13 protein-coding genes are annotated in these 16,996 nt (G+C 65.9%); 10 read left to right on the top strand and 3 right to left on the bottom strand.

Features of this window, described 5'->3' with window-relative positions; all coding sequences use genetic code 11:
- Window positions 1-40: 40 nt before the first annotated feature.
- A complete protein-coding gene (locus tag AAIO73_RS05185; RefSeq protein ID WP_345876679.1) occupies window positions 41-1,066 on the bottom strand; it encodes a LacI family DNA-binding transcriptional regulator in 1,026 nt (341 codons plus the stop codon).
- Window positions 1,067-1,264: 198 nt separating this feature from the next.
- Between AAIO73_RS05185 and AAIO73_RS05180 the strand changes: the two genes are divergently transcribed.
- Together AAIO73_RS05180 and AAIO73_RS05175 are read left to right on the top strand one after the other, a co-directional pair.
- The gene (locus tag AAIO73_RS05180; protein ID WP_345876678.1) at window positions 1,265-2,113 is read left to right on the top strand and encodes an ROK family protein; all 849 of its coding nucleotides are present in this window, start codon (window positions 1,265-1,267) and stop codon (window positions 2,111-2,113) included.
- A 28-nt stretch (window positions 2,114-2,141) separates the two neighbouring features.
- The gene (locus AAIO73_RS05175) at window positions 2,142-2,960 is read left to right on the top strand and encodes an IclR family transcriptional regulator (RefSeq protein ID WP_345876677.1); all 819 of its coding nucleotides are present in this window, start codon (window positions 2,142-2,144) and stop codon (window positions 2,958-2,960) included.
- Here AAIO73_RS05175 and AAIO73_RS05170 read toward each other — a convergent pair.
- Both AAIO73_RS05170 and AAIO73_RS05165 read right to left on the bottom strand, forming a co-directional pair.
- Window positions 2,897-3,133, bottom strand: a complete 237-nt coding sequence (locus AAIO73_RS05170) for a hypothetical protein (RefSeq protein ID WP_345876676.1) — start codon at window positions 3,131-3,133, stop codon at window positions 2,897-2,899. The genes AAIO73_RS05175 and AAIO73_RS05170 overlap by 64 nt on opposite strands.
- Before the next feature lie 164 nt (window positions 3,134-3,297).
- Window positions 3,298-5,583 (bottom strand): glycoside hydrolase family 3 N-terminal domain-containing protein, encoded by a 2,286-nt coding sequence (locus AAIO73_RS05165; protein WP_345876675.1) that lies wholly within the window; start codon window positions 5,581-5,583, stop codon window positions 3,298-3,300.
- A 171-nt stretch (window positions 5,584-5,754) separates the two neighbouring features.
- Here AAIO73_RS05165 and AAIO73_RS05160 point away from each other — a divergent pair, with 171 nt between their 5' ends.
- The 8 genes from AAIO73_RS05160 (at window position 5,755) to AAIO73_RS05125 (ending at window position 16,960) form a co-directional block, all read left to right on the top strand.
- Window positions 5,755-6,783, top strand: coding sequence for a LacI family DNA-binding transcriptional regulator (locus tag AAIO73_RS05160; protein ID WP_345876674.1), 1,029 nt, complete (start codon window positions 5,755-5,757; stop codon window positions 6,781-6,783).
- A complete protein-coding gene (locus AAIO73_RS05155) occupies window positions 6,780-9,839 on the top strand; it encodes a TonB-dependent receptor (RefSeq protein ID WP_345876673.1) in 3,060 nt (1,019 codons plus the stop codon). Before AAIO73_RS05160 ends, AAIO73_RS05155 begins: the two co-directional genes overlap by 4 nt.
- A gap of 72 nt (window positions 9,840-9,911) precedes the next feature.
- Window positions 9,912-11,309, top strand: a complete 1,398-nt coding sequence (locus AAIO73_RS05150; RefSeq protein WP_345876672.1) for a glucoamylase family protein — start codon at window positions 9,912-9,914, stop codon at window positions 11,307-11,309.
- 141 nt (window positions 11,310-11,450) lie between these two features.
- Window positions 11,451-12,425, top strand: a complete 975-nt coding sequence (gene coxB, locus AAIO73_RS05145) for a cytochrome c oxidase subunit II (protein WP_345876671.1) — start codon at window positions 11,451-11,453, stop codon at window positions 12,423-12,425.
- A complete protein-coding gene (gene ctaD / locus AAIO73_RS05140) occupies window positions 12,422-14,947 on the top strand; it encodes a cytochrome c oxidase subunit I (RefSeq protein ID WP_345876670.1) in 2,526 nt (841 codons plus the stop codon). The genes coxB and ctaD overlap by 4 nt, the downstream gene beginning before the upstream one ends.
- The gene (locus AAIO73_RS05135; RefSeq protein ID WP_242116170.1) at window positions 14,944-15,324 is read left to right on the top strand and encodes a hypothetical protein; all 381 of its coding nucleotides are present in this window, start codon (window positions 14,944-14,946) and stop codon (window positions 15,322-15,324) included. The genes ctaD and AAIO73_RS05135 overlap by 4 nt, the downstream gene beginning before the upstream one ends.
- Window positions 15,321-15,914 carry a cytochrome c oxidase assembly protein gene (locus AAIO73_RS05130; protein ID WP_345876669.1) on the top strand — a complete coding sequence of 198 codons (594 nt, stop codon included), beginning with the start codon at window positions 15,321-15,323 and terminating at the stop codon, window positions 15,912-15,914. Before AAIO73_RS05135 ends, AAIO73_RS05130 begins: the two co-directional genes overlap by 4 nt.
- Complete coding sequence (locus tag AAIO73_RS05125) at window positions 15,911-16,960, top strand: c-type cytochrome (RefSeq protein WP_345876668.1); 1,050 nt, start codon at window positions 15,911-15,913, stop codon at window positions 16,958-16,960. Before AAIO73_RS05130 ends, AAIO73_RS05125 begins: the two co-directional genes overlap by 4 nt.
- The last annotated feature ends 36 nt before the right edge of the window (window positions 16,961-16,996 follow it).

Raw genomic sequence — 16,996 nt, 5'->3', positions numbered from 1 at the left:
CGGCCACGCCTGCGCAAGGGCGTTGATGCCCCCTACCCGCTTATGCCGAATCGCGTTCGACCAGCACCGGCGGCATCATGACCGACGGCGCGTCCTCGCCGGCGATGCGGCGAAACAATGCGGAGACCATTTCGTCGGCACCGCGCGCGATGTCCTGCCGCACGGTCGTGATGCGCGGTACGGCACTGAGCGCAAGCGGGAGATCGTCATAGCCGACCACCGGCATGTCTTCGGGCACGCGGACGCCGCGATCCGCCAGCACTCGCAGCGTCGTCAGGGCGATCACGTCGGAGGCGGCGGCGATGCCGTCGATCTCGCCGCCGACGCGGTCGAGATGCGCGGTCACTTCCTGCACCATGATGTCGGAGGCGAGATGCGTGTCGAGCTGGATCGGCGGATGCTCGATACCCGCCGCCGCCACGGCGGCTGCGACCCCTTCGTAACGCTGGCGGATTTCGGGCGCGCGCAGTTCGCCGAGGAACGCGATGCGCCGCGCTCCGCGCGCGATCAGCCGCTCACCCGCCAGACGCCCGCCGGCGATATTGTCGGTGCCGACCGCGCAATGCGCCTGTCCCGGCAAGTCGCTGCTGCCCCACGCGACGAGCGGGCGATAGCGGCGTGCCACGCGCTCGATCGTATCGACCTGGTCGGATTGGCCGATCAGCAACACGCCGTCCATCATCCCCGAATCGACAATCCGCTCCAGCCAGTCGGTCGCGTCGGGAATGATGCGCGACAGCATCAGGTCATAGCCGTCCTCGGTCAGCCGGTCGGCGAGGAAGCCGAGCATCGTCATGAAGAACGGGTCGGACAGATGCTGCCGCCGCTCATGTCCCAGCGGCACGACCACGCCGATCACCCCGGTGCGCTGCGTCCTCAGCCGGCTCGCCATTTGGTTGGGGCGGAAGCTGTGTTCGGCCGCCAAAGCCTGGATGCGGTCGCGGGTTTCGGCGTTCACCAAGGACTTGCCGGCCAGCGCGCGGGACACCGTCCCCGGCGATACCCCCGCCAGCCGTGCCAGATCGGCGATGGTCCGCACCCGAGACTTTTGTGCATCCTGCTCCATGAAGCTGCTTGTACGAACAAAATCTCACCGTCCGCCAGCGAAAATATCGGCACGTATTGGAACGTTGCAAACGTTTGCCAAAGGCGATAGCGGGTCATGGTCGCCAGCATGACTTGCGACGCCACGCCGTGGTGCGGCACAACGCCGGCCGTTCGACGAGAGAGGATCGAAATGCATTCCGACAGGATCGTTGCCGGCGTGGAACTGGGTGGAACCAAATCGATTGCGGTGATCGGACGCGGGCGCGAGATCATCGATCGGTTCCGCGTGCCGACGACCACGCCCGACGAAACGCTGGGCGCGGTCGCGGCAAAGCTGGCCGAATGGCGCCACGACCATCGTCCCGCCGCGATCGGCATTGCCAGTTTCGGCCCGATCTCGGTCGCCGACGGCACGATGCTGCCGACCCCCAAGCCGCATTGGGCCGGGGCCGAGATCGTCGCCCCGCTGGCGCAAGGGTTCGACAAGGTCGCATTTCACACCGACGTGACCGGCGCGGCACTGGGCGAAGGGGCATTCGGCGCAGCGGTCGGCCTGTCCGACTTCTTGTACGTCACCGTCGGCACCGGGGTGGGCATGGGGATCATCGCTGGTGGCCGTCCGGTCACGGGCGTGATGCATCCGGAGGCGGGGCATATCCGCGTACGCCGTCGCACCGACGATGCCTTCGCCGGCGCCTGCCCCTTTCACGGCGACTGTCTGGAAGGACTGGTCAGCGGGCCTGCGATCGCAGCCCGGACCGGTGGCCCCGCGCATCTGCTGTCGGCCGAAGACCCGGCATGGCGCGACGTCGCCGATGCGCTGGGTGAAGCGTTCGCCATGTTGTTCCTCACCCTCTCCCCGGCCCGTATCATTGTCGGCGGCGGGGTCGGGCTCGGCCAGCCTCAGGTGCTGCCGATGGTGCGCGAACGGGTGGTCGCGGCACTTGGCGGCTATCTGGGCTATGTCGATGCCGGATCGATCGCGGAGCGGATCGTGCCGGCGGCCCTGGGGGAAGAGGCCGGTCCGCTCGGTACGCTTGTCATGGCGCAAGACATGCTGGCGTAACGCGCCGCGCTGATCCAATGTCGGCGCGATGAACGACGATAGCGAAGAACCGTCCAGCGCGTCGCGCGGCACGCAGACGCTGATGCGCGGCCTCGACCTGGTCGAGGCGTTGCGCGACGAACCATTGCGCGTCGCCGAACTGGCGCGGGTATTGGGCCTCAGCCGGACGACGACGCACCGGCTGGCCGCAGCGCTGGTCGAACGCGGCTATGTTGCGCAGGCCGAGCGCGGATTGCTGACGCTGGGGCCGACGCTGCTGCAGCTGGGCTTTACCGCGCATCGCCGTATCGATCTGGTCCGCGTCGCACGGGCGCGGATGGAGGCGCTGTCGGTCGATACCGGGCTGTGCGTGTTCCTCGGGCGGCGCGACGGCGACCATTCTCTGCACCTCGACCGGGCGGCGGGCCGGCAGCGGCTGGAGGTATCGACCCGTCCGGGCGACCGGCGGCCGGTGGCGCAGACCGGATTGGGCAAGGCGTTGCTGTTCGACGAAAACAGCAAGCGGCTGGCCGATCTATACCGTGCGACCGGTGCCACCGAATCCGCGGCGATCGACAAATGGGTTGCCGACATGCGCGCCAATATAGCGCGCGGCCATGTGATCCACGACAGTGTCGGTAATGACGGCATCCGATCGATCGCCGCGCCGATCCGCGACGTGTCAGGGGGCATCGTCGCCGCGATCGGCATCGCCACCGCCGCGCAATATCTGACCCCCGACAAGGTTGAAGCGATTGGCCCGCAGGTTGCCGCGACCGCGCGAACGATCAGCGCGGATCTGGGTTATGCCGATCCGGATCCTTCGGTGCCGGTAGCGTCGTTCTCCTTGGCTCCCTCGCTGCCGTGATAGTCCTTCAGGCTTTGGCCGCCGTCGAAGCGGCCTGCGTCGCTGTCGTCATGCGGGTTGGGATAGGCACCGCCGCCTGACTCGCCGCCGCTTGGCGACGTGTTGACGCCGTCGGGCTTGGCGGTGTCGCTGCCGGAGCCGACCGCCTGATTGGGTTGCTTGCCGTCGGTCATGATGGTTCTCCTTCGTGGTGAAGGGGTTAACGCGCCGACCGACAATGTGGGTGCGTGCCCTAAAGCCCTCTTCCCGCTTGCGGGAGAGGGGCAGTCGCGAGCGTCGTGCCTGCTTGGCTTCCCCCCTCCCCGGCCCTCTCCCCTGAAGGGGAGAGGGAGCAAGGTTACGCCAGCACGAAGCTGCCGTTCACCCCGTCCGCCTCGGCGGACGGCGCGACCCAGACCCGGAAGCTGCCCGGTTCGACCACCGGCCGGTTCTGCACCCCGATGAAGCGGAGGTCGTTGGCGCGTAGCGTAAACTCGACGACCTTCGATTCCCCGGCAGCCAATGCCACGCGCTGAAACGCCTTCAGCTCGCGCACCGGCCGGGTAATGCTGGCGGCGACGTCGTGGATGTAGAGCTGCACGACCTCGGTCGCCGCCCGCGTTCCGCTGTTGGTGACCCGCGCCCGCACCCGTAACGCGCCGTCACTGTTCAGCCGCCCGTCGCCCAGATCGAGGTCGCTATAGGCGATCCGGCCATAAGTCAGCCCGTGCCCGAACGGAAAACGCGCGGCATTCGGCCCCTCGCGATACCGCGCCTTATACTCGGCCAGCGGCCCCGGCGGGTTGGGACGCCCCGTCGTCTTGTGAGCGTAATAATAGGGCTCCTGCCCCGTCGCATAGGGAAAGCTGACCGGCAGCCGCGCCGATGGCGATACGTCGCCGAACAGGATGTCGGCGGTCGCAGGGCCGCTTTCCGACCCGAGAAACCAGGTGACCAGAATCGCCCGCGCATCGAGCACCGGCTTGTCGAGGACCATCGCCCGGCCATTGCGCAACAGGACGACCGTCGGCTTGCCGGTCGCCAGAACCGCCTCCGCCAGATCGAGCTGCGCCTTCGGGATGCCGATATCGACGCGCGACTGCGCCTCGCCCGACATGCGCTGCGATTCACCGATCGCCAGCAGCACGATATCGGCCTGTGACGCGGCAATTACCGCCGCCTCGATCCCGCCGGGGATCGGATCGGTGATGCCCGATCCGTCGACCGCGCTGACCAGCTTCGGATCGGTGACGGCGGCACGCACGCCGGTCAGCAGGTCGACCGCCTCCGCGTCCGAGCCATAGACGTTCCACGTCCCGATCAACTCGCGCTGCCCCTGTACGAACGGGCCGATCAACGCGATGCGCTTGCCCGATTTCGGCAGCGGCAACAGGTCGCCGTCGTTCTTGAGCATGACGATCGAGCGCGCCCCAGCCTCACGCGCCAGCTTCAGATGCTGCGGCGTGCGCACCCGCTGCTTTTCGCGACGCGGATCGATGCGGCGGAACGGATTGTCGAACAGGCCGAGCTGCGCCTTGAGCGCCAGCACGCGGCGCACCGCCTGATCGAGCCGTTCCATCGGCACTTCGCCCTTGGCGACCAGATCGGGGAGATGCTTGATATAGAAACCCGACTGCATCGACATGTCGACACCCGCGAGGAAGGCAAGCTTCGTCGCTTCGCGCGCATCGGCGGCAAAGCCATGCGCGATCAGTTCCTCGTCGCCGGTATAGTCGGACACCACCAGCCCGCCGAACCCCCATTCCTTGCGCAGGATCGTGTCGAGCAGCCAGGGATTGGCGGTCGCCGGCACCCCCGACAATTCGTTGAACGCGGCCATCGTCGTCGGCGCGCCGGCGGCGAAGGCGGTCTGGAACGGCGGGAAATAGGTTTCGCGCAGCGTCCGTTCGGACACGTCGACGGTGTTGTAGTCGAGCCCCGCCTCCCCCGCGCCGTACGCCGCGAAATGCTTGGCACAGGCGGCGACGGCATCGTCGGCGGTCAGGCCGCGCCGGCCCTGAAACCCGCGCACCCGCGCATCGGCCATCGTCTTGCCGAGCAGCAGATCCTCGCCCGCCCCTTCGATCCCACGGCCCCAGCGCTGGTCGCGGGCGATGTCGACCATCGGTGCGAAGGTCCAGTCGATCCCCGCCGCCGACGCCTCGACCGCCGCCGCACGCGCCGTCCGCTCGGCCAGATCGGCGTCGAACGTCCCCGCCTCGGCCAGCGGCATCGGAAATACGGTGCGGAAGCCGTGGATGATGTCGGCGGCGAACAGCAACGGCACCTTCAGCCGCTGTTCGCGCATCGCCACGGTCTGCATCCGCCGCGCCATGTCGGCACCGTTGCCGTTGAACACGCCGGTCAGCCGTCCGGCGCGAACCTGCGCCAGTTGTTCGTCGAACGTCGCCGTCGCGCTGATCGGATTGAGCGCATTCGCCGCCCCGCCCGCCCAGGCGGCAGCCATCAGCGTTAGCTGCCCGGCCTTCTCCTCGACGGTCATCTGCCCGATCAGCGCTTCGACCGATGCGGGCAACCGGTCGCCCGCCTGCGCCAGCAGCGCCGGTGCCGGCGACGCGCTCCACGCGGCGATCGCGCCGGCGCCCATCATCATCGCCCGTCGCGAAATGCGAATGTCTTCCATGCGATCCCCTCTGTCTCGTTTGCGCAACGAAATGGATGCGCTTGTGTTTCGAATCTGTGGTTGAAGCGCGTTTTAAGATCATGTAACCGGTTACATCAAGAGCGATCGGTGAGAAGCCGACGGATTCGCCGCGATGGGCGCGGCGACGCAGGGAGTGGAATGGTCAACGGCATGGCGAACGCCACCATCCGCGATGTGGCTCGCGCGGCGGACGTATCCGTCGCATCGGTGTCGCGCGTGCTGAACGGTCACGACAATGTCCGTCCCGAACTACGCGAACGGGTGCACGCCGCCGCCGCCAAGCTCGGCTATGTACCGCATGCGGGCGCGCGCTCGCTGAGCCTTGCGCGATCGAACGCGATCGGCGTCGTGCTGCCCGAACTGCACGGCGAATTCTTCTCTGAACTCTTGCGCGGCATGGACCGCGAGGCTTCGGCGCGGGGACTGCAACTGCTGCTGTCGAACATGCATGCCGATCCGGCCCGCGGCGTCGAGGCGCTGCGCACGATGCGCGGGCGCGTCGACGGCATGGTGGTGATGGCGCCGCATATCGATCCCGATCAGCTGTTCGCGCATCTGCCGGCCGGGGTTCCCGTCGTGCTGGTCAACTGCGCGCCGCACCACCAGCCGCGTCCCGAACTGCGCCTCGACAATGTCGCGGGCGCCCGGACGATGGTCGATCATCTGGTCGCGACCGGCCGCCGCCGCATCCTGCATCTCGCGGGGCCGGTCGGCAATATCGACGCGGAGGAACGGATGGACGGCTATCGCGCCGGCATCGCCGCCGCCGGCCTCGAACCGTTGATCGAACGCGGAACCTTTCTCGAAGAGTCGGGCGTTTCCGTAGCGGAAAAAATGGCTCGGGAGGGGAGCGACGTCGATGCGGTATTCGCCGCGAACGACATGATGGCGATCGGCGTCCTGATGGGACTGCGCCGTGCCGGGGTGGCGGTGCCCGACCGGGTGGCGGTCGCCGGCTTCGACGACATCCCTCTCGCCCGACTCATCTCGCCGACGCTTACCACGTTGCGCATCGACATCGCCGAACTCGGCGAACGCGCCATCGCACGCCTGACCGACCAGATCGGCGGGGCCGACGACCGCAGCATCGAACTTCGCGCGCCGACCCTGATCGTGCGCGAGACCACTTCACCAAGGGAAGACCCGGAACACCGGGGAACAAGGGGAATAAACGCATGAGGAAGACCATGATCCGCGCGGCACTCGCCGCAGCGACCACGCTGGCGACGGGGGCGGTCGTCGCTCCGGTTGCTGCCTATGCCCAGGTTGGACAGGCGTCGCTGCGCGGTACGATCACGTCGCCAGCCGATAATCGCGTCACGCAGGTGACGGCTGTGGAAGTCGCAACGGGTATTCGCCGCGTCGCAACCGTAGGGACGGATGGTACGTACAACTTCGCGTCCTTGCGCGCCGGGACCTACCGGCTTGAGATCCAGTTGACCAACGGCACGCGCAATTCGGACGAATTCACGCTTGCGGTCGGGCAGAATGCCGGGCTCGACATCGATCTGACGACCGCCGCAGCCGCTCCGGCAGGGGAAACGACCGAAACCGATCCCGGTAGCGTTGCGTCGAACGACGACGAGATCGTCGTCACCGGTAGCCGTATTCGTACATTGTCGGGTGGTCAGGTCGGCATCAACATCACCCAGCGTCTGATCGAACAGCTTCCGCAGAACAATCGCAACTTTCTCGCCTTTGCGGACCTCGCACCGGGTGTCCGCTTCGTCGAGGAAGGCGCCAACGGTCAGGCCCGCCTGCAGGGCGGTGCGCAGCGATCGAACTCGGTCAACGTGTTCATCGATGGCGTCAGCCAGAAGGACTATGTCCTGAAGAACGGCGTGACTGGTCAGGATTCATCGCCGGGTAACCCTTTCCCGCAGCTCGCCATCGGCGAATATCAGGTGTTGTCGTCGAACTATAAGGCGGAGTTCGACCAGGTCAGCTCGGTCGCGATCGTCGCAGGCACCAAGTCGGGCACGAATGAGTTCCATGGCGAAGGGTTCATTGATTACACCAATCAGGATCTGCGCGACCGCCGCCCGACCGAATTGTTCCCGACGCGTGTCGCCAAGGTCGATACCAAGGACATGCAGTACGGCGTCGCGCTGGGCGGTCCGATCGTCAAGGACATTGCCCACTTCTTCGTCAGCTATGAAGGCAAGCGGCAGGAACGACCGGTCGACGTGTTGCCTGGCAACGGCGTCGATATCAGCGTGATCCCGGCCGAGCTGCGCTCGCGCTTCGGCAACTTTACCAACACGTTCAACGAAGACCTGATCTTCGGCAAGATCGACGTCTCGCCGACCGCCGAGGACCTGTTCGAATTCTCGGGCAAGTATCGCAAGGAAAGCGGCGACGATCTGGGCAGCGGGATCAGTGCGTTTTCCACCCGCACCAACAATTCGGTCAAGGACATCCGCGGCCTTGCCCGTTGGCAGCACACCGCCGACAACTGGATCAACGATTTCCGCGTGTCGTACGAAGACGTCGTGTGGTCGCCGCGCCCGGTCGAACAGGACATCAACCAGTTCTTCCAGCGCACCGAGATCACTGACACCGGCTCGCGACGTATCGACCTGCTGCGTATCGGTGGCGGCACCAACTTCCAGGAGAAGGGCCAGAAGGGCTGGACCGTCCAGAACGATTTCACCTTCACCGGCCTGGAAGGGCATACTTTCAAGACGGGCGTAAAGGCGAAGTGGGTCAACCTCAACACGCTCGAACAGAACAACATCAACGGTTCCTATACCTATGACGTGAACCTGTTCAGCCCGACCGGTTTCCAGACCGATGTTCCCTACCGCCTCGTCTTCGGTGCGCCCAGCGGCTTCGGCAGCTCGACCATCGAATCGAAAAACTTCCAGTTCGGCATCTACGCGCAGGACGATTGGGATGTTACCGACCGCCTGACGCTGAACCTCGGCGTACGCTGGGATTATGAACGGACCCCGGCATTCCTCGACTTCGTCACGCCGCAGTCGAACCTGACCGCGATCTCCGCAGCGCAGTATCCGAACCTGCAGAACGCCGACTATAACATCAACGACTATATCTCGACCGGAAACAACCGGAAGGCGTTCATGGGGGCGATCCAGCCGCGTGTGGGCTTCACCTATCGCGTCGACGAGGACGGTCGCTTCACCGTCTTCGGCGGCTTTGGTCGCTCCTACGATCGCAACCAGTTCGACTTCCTGCAGCAGGAACTTTCGGTGGGCGCCTTCCAGCAGCGGACGTTCCTGTTCCAGGGCGCGGACCAGTTGAACCCCTGCACGCCGTCATCGACCTGCATCGCGTGGAACCCGATCTACCTGACCGCCGAAGGCCGCGCGCAGCTGGCTCAGAGCAGCACGGGCGGCGGACGCGAACTGCGCTTCATCAAGAACGACCTAAAGATGCCCTATTCGGACCAGTTCTCGCTCGGCTTCCGGTCGCGGTTCAATCCGATCGAACTCGAATTCGGCTATCAGCATATCTCCAGCCGCGACGGATTCGTGTATCTGCTGGGTAACCGTCGTACCGACGGGTCGTTCTTCGCGCCGGCCCCGACCGCACAGAATCCGACGCCGCAGTCGCCGTTCGGCTTCACGCCGCCGGGCTTCGGTTCGATCATCATCGGCGATAACGGCCTAAAGACCGACGCGGATTCGGCCTATGTCAAACTGACCAAGCCCTATTCGCCGACGTCGCCGTGGAGCCTCGACGCGACCTATACCTTCACCGAAGCGTCGGAAAACCGGCAGTTCGGCGAAACCTTCAGCCTCGATTTCCCCTCGATCGACGATTACCCAACGCTACGGTCGGCGGGCGTGCCGCGCCACCGCTTCGTCATGGCGGGTAGCGCCGACACACCGATCGGGCTGACGCTATCGAGCAAGTTCTCGATCGAATCGCCGATGTTCATGGTGACGTCGTTCGACAGTGCGAACCCGTATCAGCGCAACTTCGTCGGCCGGTTCCGCGATAGCCTGGGCGATCAATGGGGTCGTCGTCAGCTCGACGTCGCCGCAACGAAGTATATTCCGATCCGGTTCATCAACGATACCGCTCGGATCCGCTTCCGCGTCGACATCATCAACCTGATGAACGATCGCAACTATATCGACTTTAACAACAACGCGCTCGACAACAGTCGAACCGACGGATCGCAATCGGTTTATGGCGAGCGTTCGTCGTTCAGCATCGGCGGCAATCAGCCGCGTACGATCAAGCTGTCGGCGGGCTTCAACTTCTAACCCTTCCCTACCCTGCCGGGACTGGCATCTGCCTGTCCCGGCATTTTTGTATCCAGTAAAAGGGGCTTGCCCGTGATCGATCGCCGCCATTTCCTTGCCGCCAGCACCGCTGCGCTCGTCGCCGGATGCACCGCACGGACCGGGGTCGTATCCGGCGCTACGCCCGATCTGATTTCGGATATTCAGGAGCGCGCGTTCCGCTTCTTCTGGGACACGACCGATGCCGCGACCGGACTTGCGCCCGATCGCTGGCCGACGCCCAGCTTCGCCTCGATCGCCGCGATCGGCTTTGCGCTGACCGCGTACGGCGTCGGCGAGAAACATGGCTGGATCACGCGCCCGCAACATGCCGAACGGACGCTGACCACCCTCGAATTCCTCGCCAGGGCGCCGCAGGGCGACGGCGAAACCGGGTATAGCGGCTATAAAGGCTTCTTCTATCACTTCCTCGGTGTGACCAAGGGCCTGCGCTTCGCCAAATGCGAGCTGTCGACGATCGACACCGCGCTGCTGCTGGGCGGCGTGCTGTTCGCGCAGAGCTGGTTCGACCGCGCCGACGCGCGTGAGGCACGCATCCGCGACCTTGCCGAGCAACTCTATCGCGCGGTCGAATGGGACTGGATCGTGCCGCGCCCGCCCTTCGTATCGATGGGGTGGCATCCCGAGAGCGGCTTCATCCGGTCCGACTGGAACATCTATAACGAGGGGATGATCCTGTACGTGCTGGCGCTGGCCAGCCCGACGCATCCACTGCCGCCCGCGACATGGGGCGCGCTCACACAGCAGTTCGAGAAGAGCTGGGGCAACGCTTATGGCGAGCCGCACCTGCAGTTCGCGCCGATGTTCGGCCACCAGTACAGCCATGTCTGGATCGATTTTCGTGGCATCCGCGATGCCTATATCGCGTCCAAGGACATCGATTATTTCGAGAACAGCCGCCGCGCGACCTATGCCCAGCGCGCCTATGCCAATGAAAATCCGGGCGGCAAGGTCGGCTATGGCAACGATTGCTGGGGCCTGACCGCCTGCGACGGTCCCGGCGACTTCACGGTGACGATCGACGGCCGGGCGCGCGAATTCTTCAGCTATTCGGCACGCGGCCCCGGCGAGCGCGACGACGGCACGCTGGCCCCGACCGCGGCGCTCGGATCGATCGCCTTTGCGCCGGAAATCGTCACGCCGATGGTGGCCAAGATGCACGCGCGCTACGGCGCGGGTATCTACGACAAATATGGCTTCCTCGATTCCTTCAACCCGACGCTGACCCGCACCGACGAACCGCTCAAGCACGGTAAGCTGGTTCCGGGCATCGGCTGGGTCGACGGCGACTATCTCGGCATCGATCAAGGACCGATCGTGCTGATGATCGAGAACCAGCGCAGCGGCATGATCTGGGAAGTGATGCGGCGCAATCCGCATATCCGTCGCGGGCTGGAACGGGCAGGCTTCACCGGCGGCTGGATCGGCTGAGCTTCTCCACCTCTCACGACGGGGCTTGATCGGGGCTACGGCCGGCGCGCCCTGGACCGATCGACATCATGGCGGAACGCAAGCGCCAACATCTCGTTTCGCTACCGTGCCGTATACAACGGCGCGGGTCGAAGGGGGATTATGCGCGGCGTCAAAGCCAATTGCGGTATGGCCGCGCTGTTCGTGCTGGGGGGCTGTAACCGGCATCAATCGGCGCTGACCGTTTTCGGGGAAGAGGCGGCGACCGTCCGTCATCTGACCATCGTCATGTTGGTCGGTGCGATCGTGATTGCCGCCGGCGTCGCCGCGCTGATGATTACCGCCGTCCGCGCGCCCGAGGGACGGTTGACGCTGTCGAGCGGCATGCGGCTGATCGGCTGGGTGGGCGGCGTGTTGCCGGTGGTCGTCCTGCTCGGCCTGCTGCTCTACAGCTTGCCCGCGATGCGGCCGCTGCCGGTCGCGCAAGGCGATCTGCGCATCGCCGTCGAGGGCGAGCAATTCTGGTGGCGCGTCCGGTATCAGCCGCCCGGGGCCGCGCCGGTCGTCACCGCCAATGAAATCCGCGTCCCCGTCGGCCGCACCGTGCAGTTCGACCTGACCGCCGGCGATGTGATCCACAGCTTCTGGATCCCCGGACTGGCCGGCAAGATGGACATGATCCCCGGGCGGACCAACCGCCTGATCGTTCGCGCGACCAGGCCCGGCACGTTCCGCGGTGTCTGTACCGAGTTCTGCGGGCTCAGCCACGCGCTGATGGCGTTCGATGTGGTCGCCATGGAGCCGGCCGCGTTCGACGCGTGGCTGGCGAACGAGGGCCGCCCTGCCGCCCCCGCCGCCGCTATGGCTGCGGGCGCGCGCGCCTTCGCCGCCAATGGCTGCGCCGGTTGCCACGCCATTGCCGGCACCGACGCCGCCGGGCAAATCGGTCCCGACCTGACCCATATCGGCAGCCGCACGTCGCTCGGTGCAGGCACCCAGCCGATGAGCCGCGCCGCGCTGGTCCGCTTCATCGAGGATGCGCCGGCGGTCAAACCCGGCGCGCGCATGCCCGCCTATCCGCAAATGTCGCGCCAAGATGCGCAAGCGATCGCCGCCTATCTGGAAAGCATGAAATGAGCCTGCACGCGCAAGACGACCCCGCGCTCCGCGCCGCGCAGGAGGACCGGCTCCGCGCCGTATGGGCACCGCCACAGGGACTGTTCCTGCGCTGGACCGACTGCAACAACAACCGGGTGGGCGTGTGGTACACGCTGACCGCCTTCGCCTTCATGCTGTTCGCGGGCGTCCTCGCGCTCATCATGCGGACGCAGTTGGCGACGCCGGAAAACGACCTGGTGTCGGCGAACACCTTCAACCAGCTGTTCACGCTGCACGGCTCGATGATGATGTTCCTCTTCGCCGTGCCGATGTTTGAAGCAGTGTCGATCATCCTGTTGCCGCAGCTGCTGGGCGCGCGCGACCTGCCCTTCCCGCGCCTCTCCGCCTTCGGTTACTGGTCGTTCCTGCTGGGTGGGGTGTTCGTCGGCGGGTCTATCTTCTTTAATGCCGCGCCCGATGGCGGCTGGTTCATGTACCCGCCGCTCACCACCCGCACCGATCTGTCGGGGCTGGGTGCCGATATCTGGATGCTCGGCCTGTCGTTTATCGAGGTGTCGTCGGTGGCCGCCGCCGTCGAGTTGATCGTCGGCGTGCTGAAATGCCGCCCGCCGGGGATGCGGCTGAACCTGATGCCGCTCTATGCGTGGTATATCCTTGTCGTCGCGGTGATGATCCTGTTCGCCTTCCCGCCGCTGATCGCGGGTGACGTGCTGTTCGAAATGGAGCGGTTGCTCAACTGGCCGTTCTTCGATGCGGCGCGCGGCGGCGATCCGCTGCTGTGGCAGCACCTCTTCTGGATCTTCGGCCACCCGGAGGTCTATATCGTCTTCCTGCCATCGATCGCGCTGTTCGCGATGATGATCCCGACCTTCGCCCAGCGGCATCTGCTCGGCTATCCAGGGATCGTGCTCGCGGCGGTCGGCACTGCGTTCCTGTCGTTCGGCCTGTGGGTCCACCACATGTTCGCGACCGGCCTGCCCAAGATCAGCCTCGCCTTTTTCTCCGCCGCATCCGAAGCGGTCGCGATCCCGACCGGCATCCAGATTTTCGCCTTCATCGCGACGCTGTGGGCGGGCAAGGTCAAATGGTCGACGCCCCTGCTCTACGCGACCGGCAGCCTCGCCATCTTCGTCATCGGTGGGCTGACCGGCGTGATGGTTGCGATCGCGCCGTTCGACTGGCAGGCGCACGACACCTACTTCGTCGTGGCGCATCTCCATTACGTGCTGATCGGCGGCACGCTGCTGCCGCTGTTCGGCGGACTCTATTACTATTGGCCGCTGATTACCGGCAAGAAACTGTCCGACCGGCTCGGGCGCACCGCCTTCTGGACGTTGTTCGTCGGGGCGAACCTGACCTTCTTCCCGATGCATTTCAGCGGCCTGTACGGCATGCCGCGCCGGGTCTTCACCTATCCCAGCGAACTAGGCATCGATTATCTCAACCTCGCCTCGACGATCGGCGCCTATCTGTTCGCGGCCGGTACCGCGATCATCTGTTTCGACCTCGCCCGCTCGCCATGGCGGCAAAAGGCGCCGCGCAATCCGTGGAATGCCGGTACGCTCGAATGGCTGGCGCATCCCGATGACGAGGATTGGGGCATCCGTTCGGTCCCGCTGATCGAAAGCCGCTATCCGATCTGGGACCAGAAGGATTTCGTGAAGAAGGTCGATGAAGGCCGCTTCTTCCTGCCCGATGCCGAGGAAGGGCGGCGCGAGACGATCGTGACCACCGTGCTCGACGCGCGCCCGCTCTATGTCGTGCGGTTGGGCACGCCCAGTTGGGTGCCGATGCTGACCGCGATCGCGCTGGGCAGCGTGTTCATCCTGACCACCTATCACCTCTATTGGTGGTCGCTGGCCGGCGCGGTCGCGACCTTGGGGTTCGTCCTCTACTGGCTGTGGACCGGGACCGCCGAAATCCCGGAAAAGGACTGCAAGCCGATCGGGCATGGCATCGAACTGCCGCTCTACGTCTCCGGCTCGGCCGCGCCCGGATGGTGGGCGATGTTCATCACGATGATGGCCGACGCGACCGCCTTTTCTGGGCTGGTGTTCGGCTATTATTTCTTCTGGACGGTCCATCCCGAATTCCCGCCCTCGGGTCCGGGCATGGACGGCCCCGGCAGCTTCTGGCCGATGGTTGCGTTGGCGCTGGCGGCATTGAGCTGGGGTACGACCGTGGCAGCGCGCGAAACAAACCGGCGCGGGATCGTCGGTGTGGCGCGGCTGTTGCAGGTGATCGGCATCGCTGCCAGCCTGACGGGGATCTGGGCGGGGTTGCAGGGACCGCTGACCACCGGGCTCGATCCCGAACTGCACAGCTATCCCGCGATCGTATGGGTGCTGGTGATCTGGACCACCGCGCATGCCGGGGTCGGCGCGATCATGCAGGGCTATACGCTGGCCCGCAGCATCGCCGGACGGATGACGCCGCGCTATGACGCCGATCTGCGGAACATCACCGTCTATCAGCATTTCATGGCACTGACCGCCATCGTCACCTATGCGACGATCGGCCTGTTCCCGGGGGTCGCATGAAACGCGGGCTGCATGGCATGGTCACCCGGCTGAAGGTGACGCTCTGGACGCTGATCGTCCCGCCGACCGTCTGGGCGGCACATTTCCTGTTTTCCTATCTGTGGGCGGCGATCCATTGCGCGAAGGTCGGCGGCTTCCCCCGGCTGCCGATCCTCTACGCCGTCGGCACCATTGTCGCGCTGCTGCTGATCGCCGGTGCCGGGATCATCGCCCATCTCCAGTCGCGCGTCCCCGGCGACACCCCGCCGCACGAGGAAGGCACCGACAGCGACCGTATGCGCTTCCTCGCCTTCTCGACCGTGCTGCTCGCCGCGCTGAGCTTCGTCGGCGTCCTCTTCACCGCGGCGCCCGTGCTGTTCCTGACGGATTGCCGATGAGACGCGTCAGCCTGATCGCAGGGCTGGTACTGTTGCCGGTCGGTTGGGCAGCGGCGGCACAGGCGGGCATGGTCGGGCATATGGCCGGACACATGATCGCGGTCGCGGTCGCAGCGCCCCTGATCGCCTTCGGCCTCGCCGGCAGCGGCTATGACCCGGCGCAGCGCTGGCCGCATGTCGTCACCCCGCTCGCCATGTCACTGGTCGAACTGGCCACCGTCTGGGGGTGGCATCTGCCCGCGCTGCGCCTGCTCGCCGACAGCAATATCGCGGCGATGATCGTCGAACAGGCGATGTTCCTCACCGCCGGATGGCTCCTCTGGGCGGCGGTGCTTGGCGCTGGTCCCGATCGCCGTGCGGCGGGCGTAGGGGCTTTGCTGCTGACCTCGATGCACATGACGCTGCTCGGCGCGCTGATCGGCCTTGCCCCCCGCCCGCTCTACCCGGCGATGGCGCATGGGCATCACGACGCGCTTGCCGACCAGCAACTGGGCGGGGTCGTGATGCTGCTGGTCGGTGCCGCCAGCTATTTCCTCGGCGGCCTCGCGCTGCTCGCCACTTTATTGCGCCAACCGGAGCCGCAGCCATGACCATCCGCCTGACGTGGAAGCGCGTCATCGTCACGCTGCTCGGCATCTTCGCGCTCGGCATGGCCTATGCGTGGTCGGGGCTGTTCAACGTCGCCGCGTCGTCGGGCCATTGGGCGATCACCGACTGGTTCCTGCACTGGGTCATGCGCAATTCGGTGCAGACCCGTGCTGCCTTCTCGACGCCCAAGGACGCCAAGGACGATCGCGGCCTCGTCAGCGCGGCGGGCTATTACGCATCGTCCTGCGCATCGTGCCACGGCGCGCCCGGCGTGCGTCCGCTGCCGCTGATGCAGAAGGCGACGCCCCCCGCCCCCGACCTGTCGAAGAATGCGAAGGAATGGACCGACCGCCAGCTGTTCTGGATCCTCGAACATGGCGTGAAATTCAGTGGCATGCCTGCCTGGGCCGCCAAGGACCGCCCGGACGAAGTCAAGCGCATGGTCGCCTTCGTCCGCTTGTTGCCAACGATGACGCCCGAGCAGTATCGCGTCCTTGCCGGCAGCAACGCGCAAGGCTTCGGCGCGGCCAATGGCCGGTTCGACAGTTGCGCCGGATGCCATGGCAGCGACGGCCTGGGTCGTGGCCAAAAGGACATCCCGATCCTTGCCGGACAGGACCCCGCCTATCTCGCCAGCGCGCTCGAAGCCTATGCGACCGGCAAGCGCCAGAGCGCGGTCATGTCGAACGCCGCCGCGCAGTTGACGCCGGAGGAACGCGTGGCGCTCGCCCGCCGCTTCGCCGCCATGCCCGGAATTGCGCCCGGACGCGGCGGCAACAGCGACGTCGCCGCCCGCCGGATCGTCGAGCGCGGCCTGCCCGACAAGCAGCTTCCCGCCTGTCGTAGCTGCCATGACGCCGCCGGCACCAAGCGCTTCCCGGTGATCGACGGCCAGCGCGCGGTCTATATCGCCGAACGGCTGCGGCACTGGCGCGGCGAGAAGGAAGTGGTCGACGCGCGCAAGGATCAGGCGACGATGCCCGTCATCGCCCGCCGCATTCCGGAGGATATGATCGAACCGGTCGCGCGCTATCTCGCCGGCGAATGAGCGGCCGGGACCATTGCCAGCATCGTGCAGGGCGAT

This window comes from Sphingomonas epibiotica, assembly GCF_039615155.1.
Taxonomy (GTDB): domain Bacteria; phylum Pseudomonadota; class Alphaproteobacteria; order Sphingomonadales; family Sphingomonadaceae; genus Sphingomonas.
This window is presented reverse-complemented; position numbering and strand designations above follow the sequence as displayed.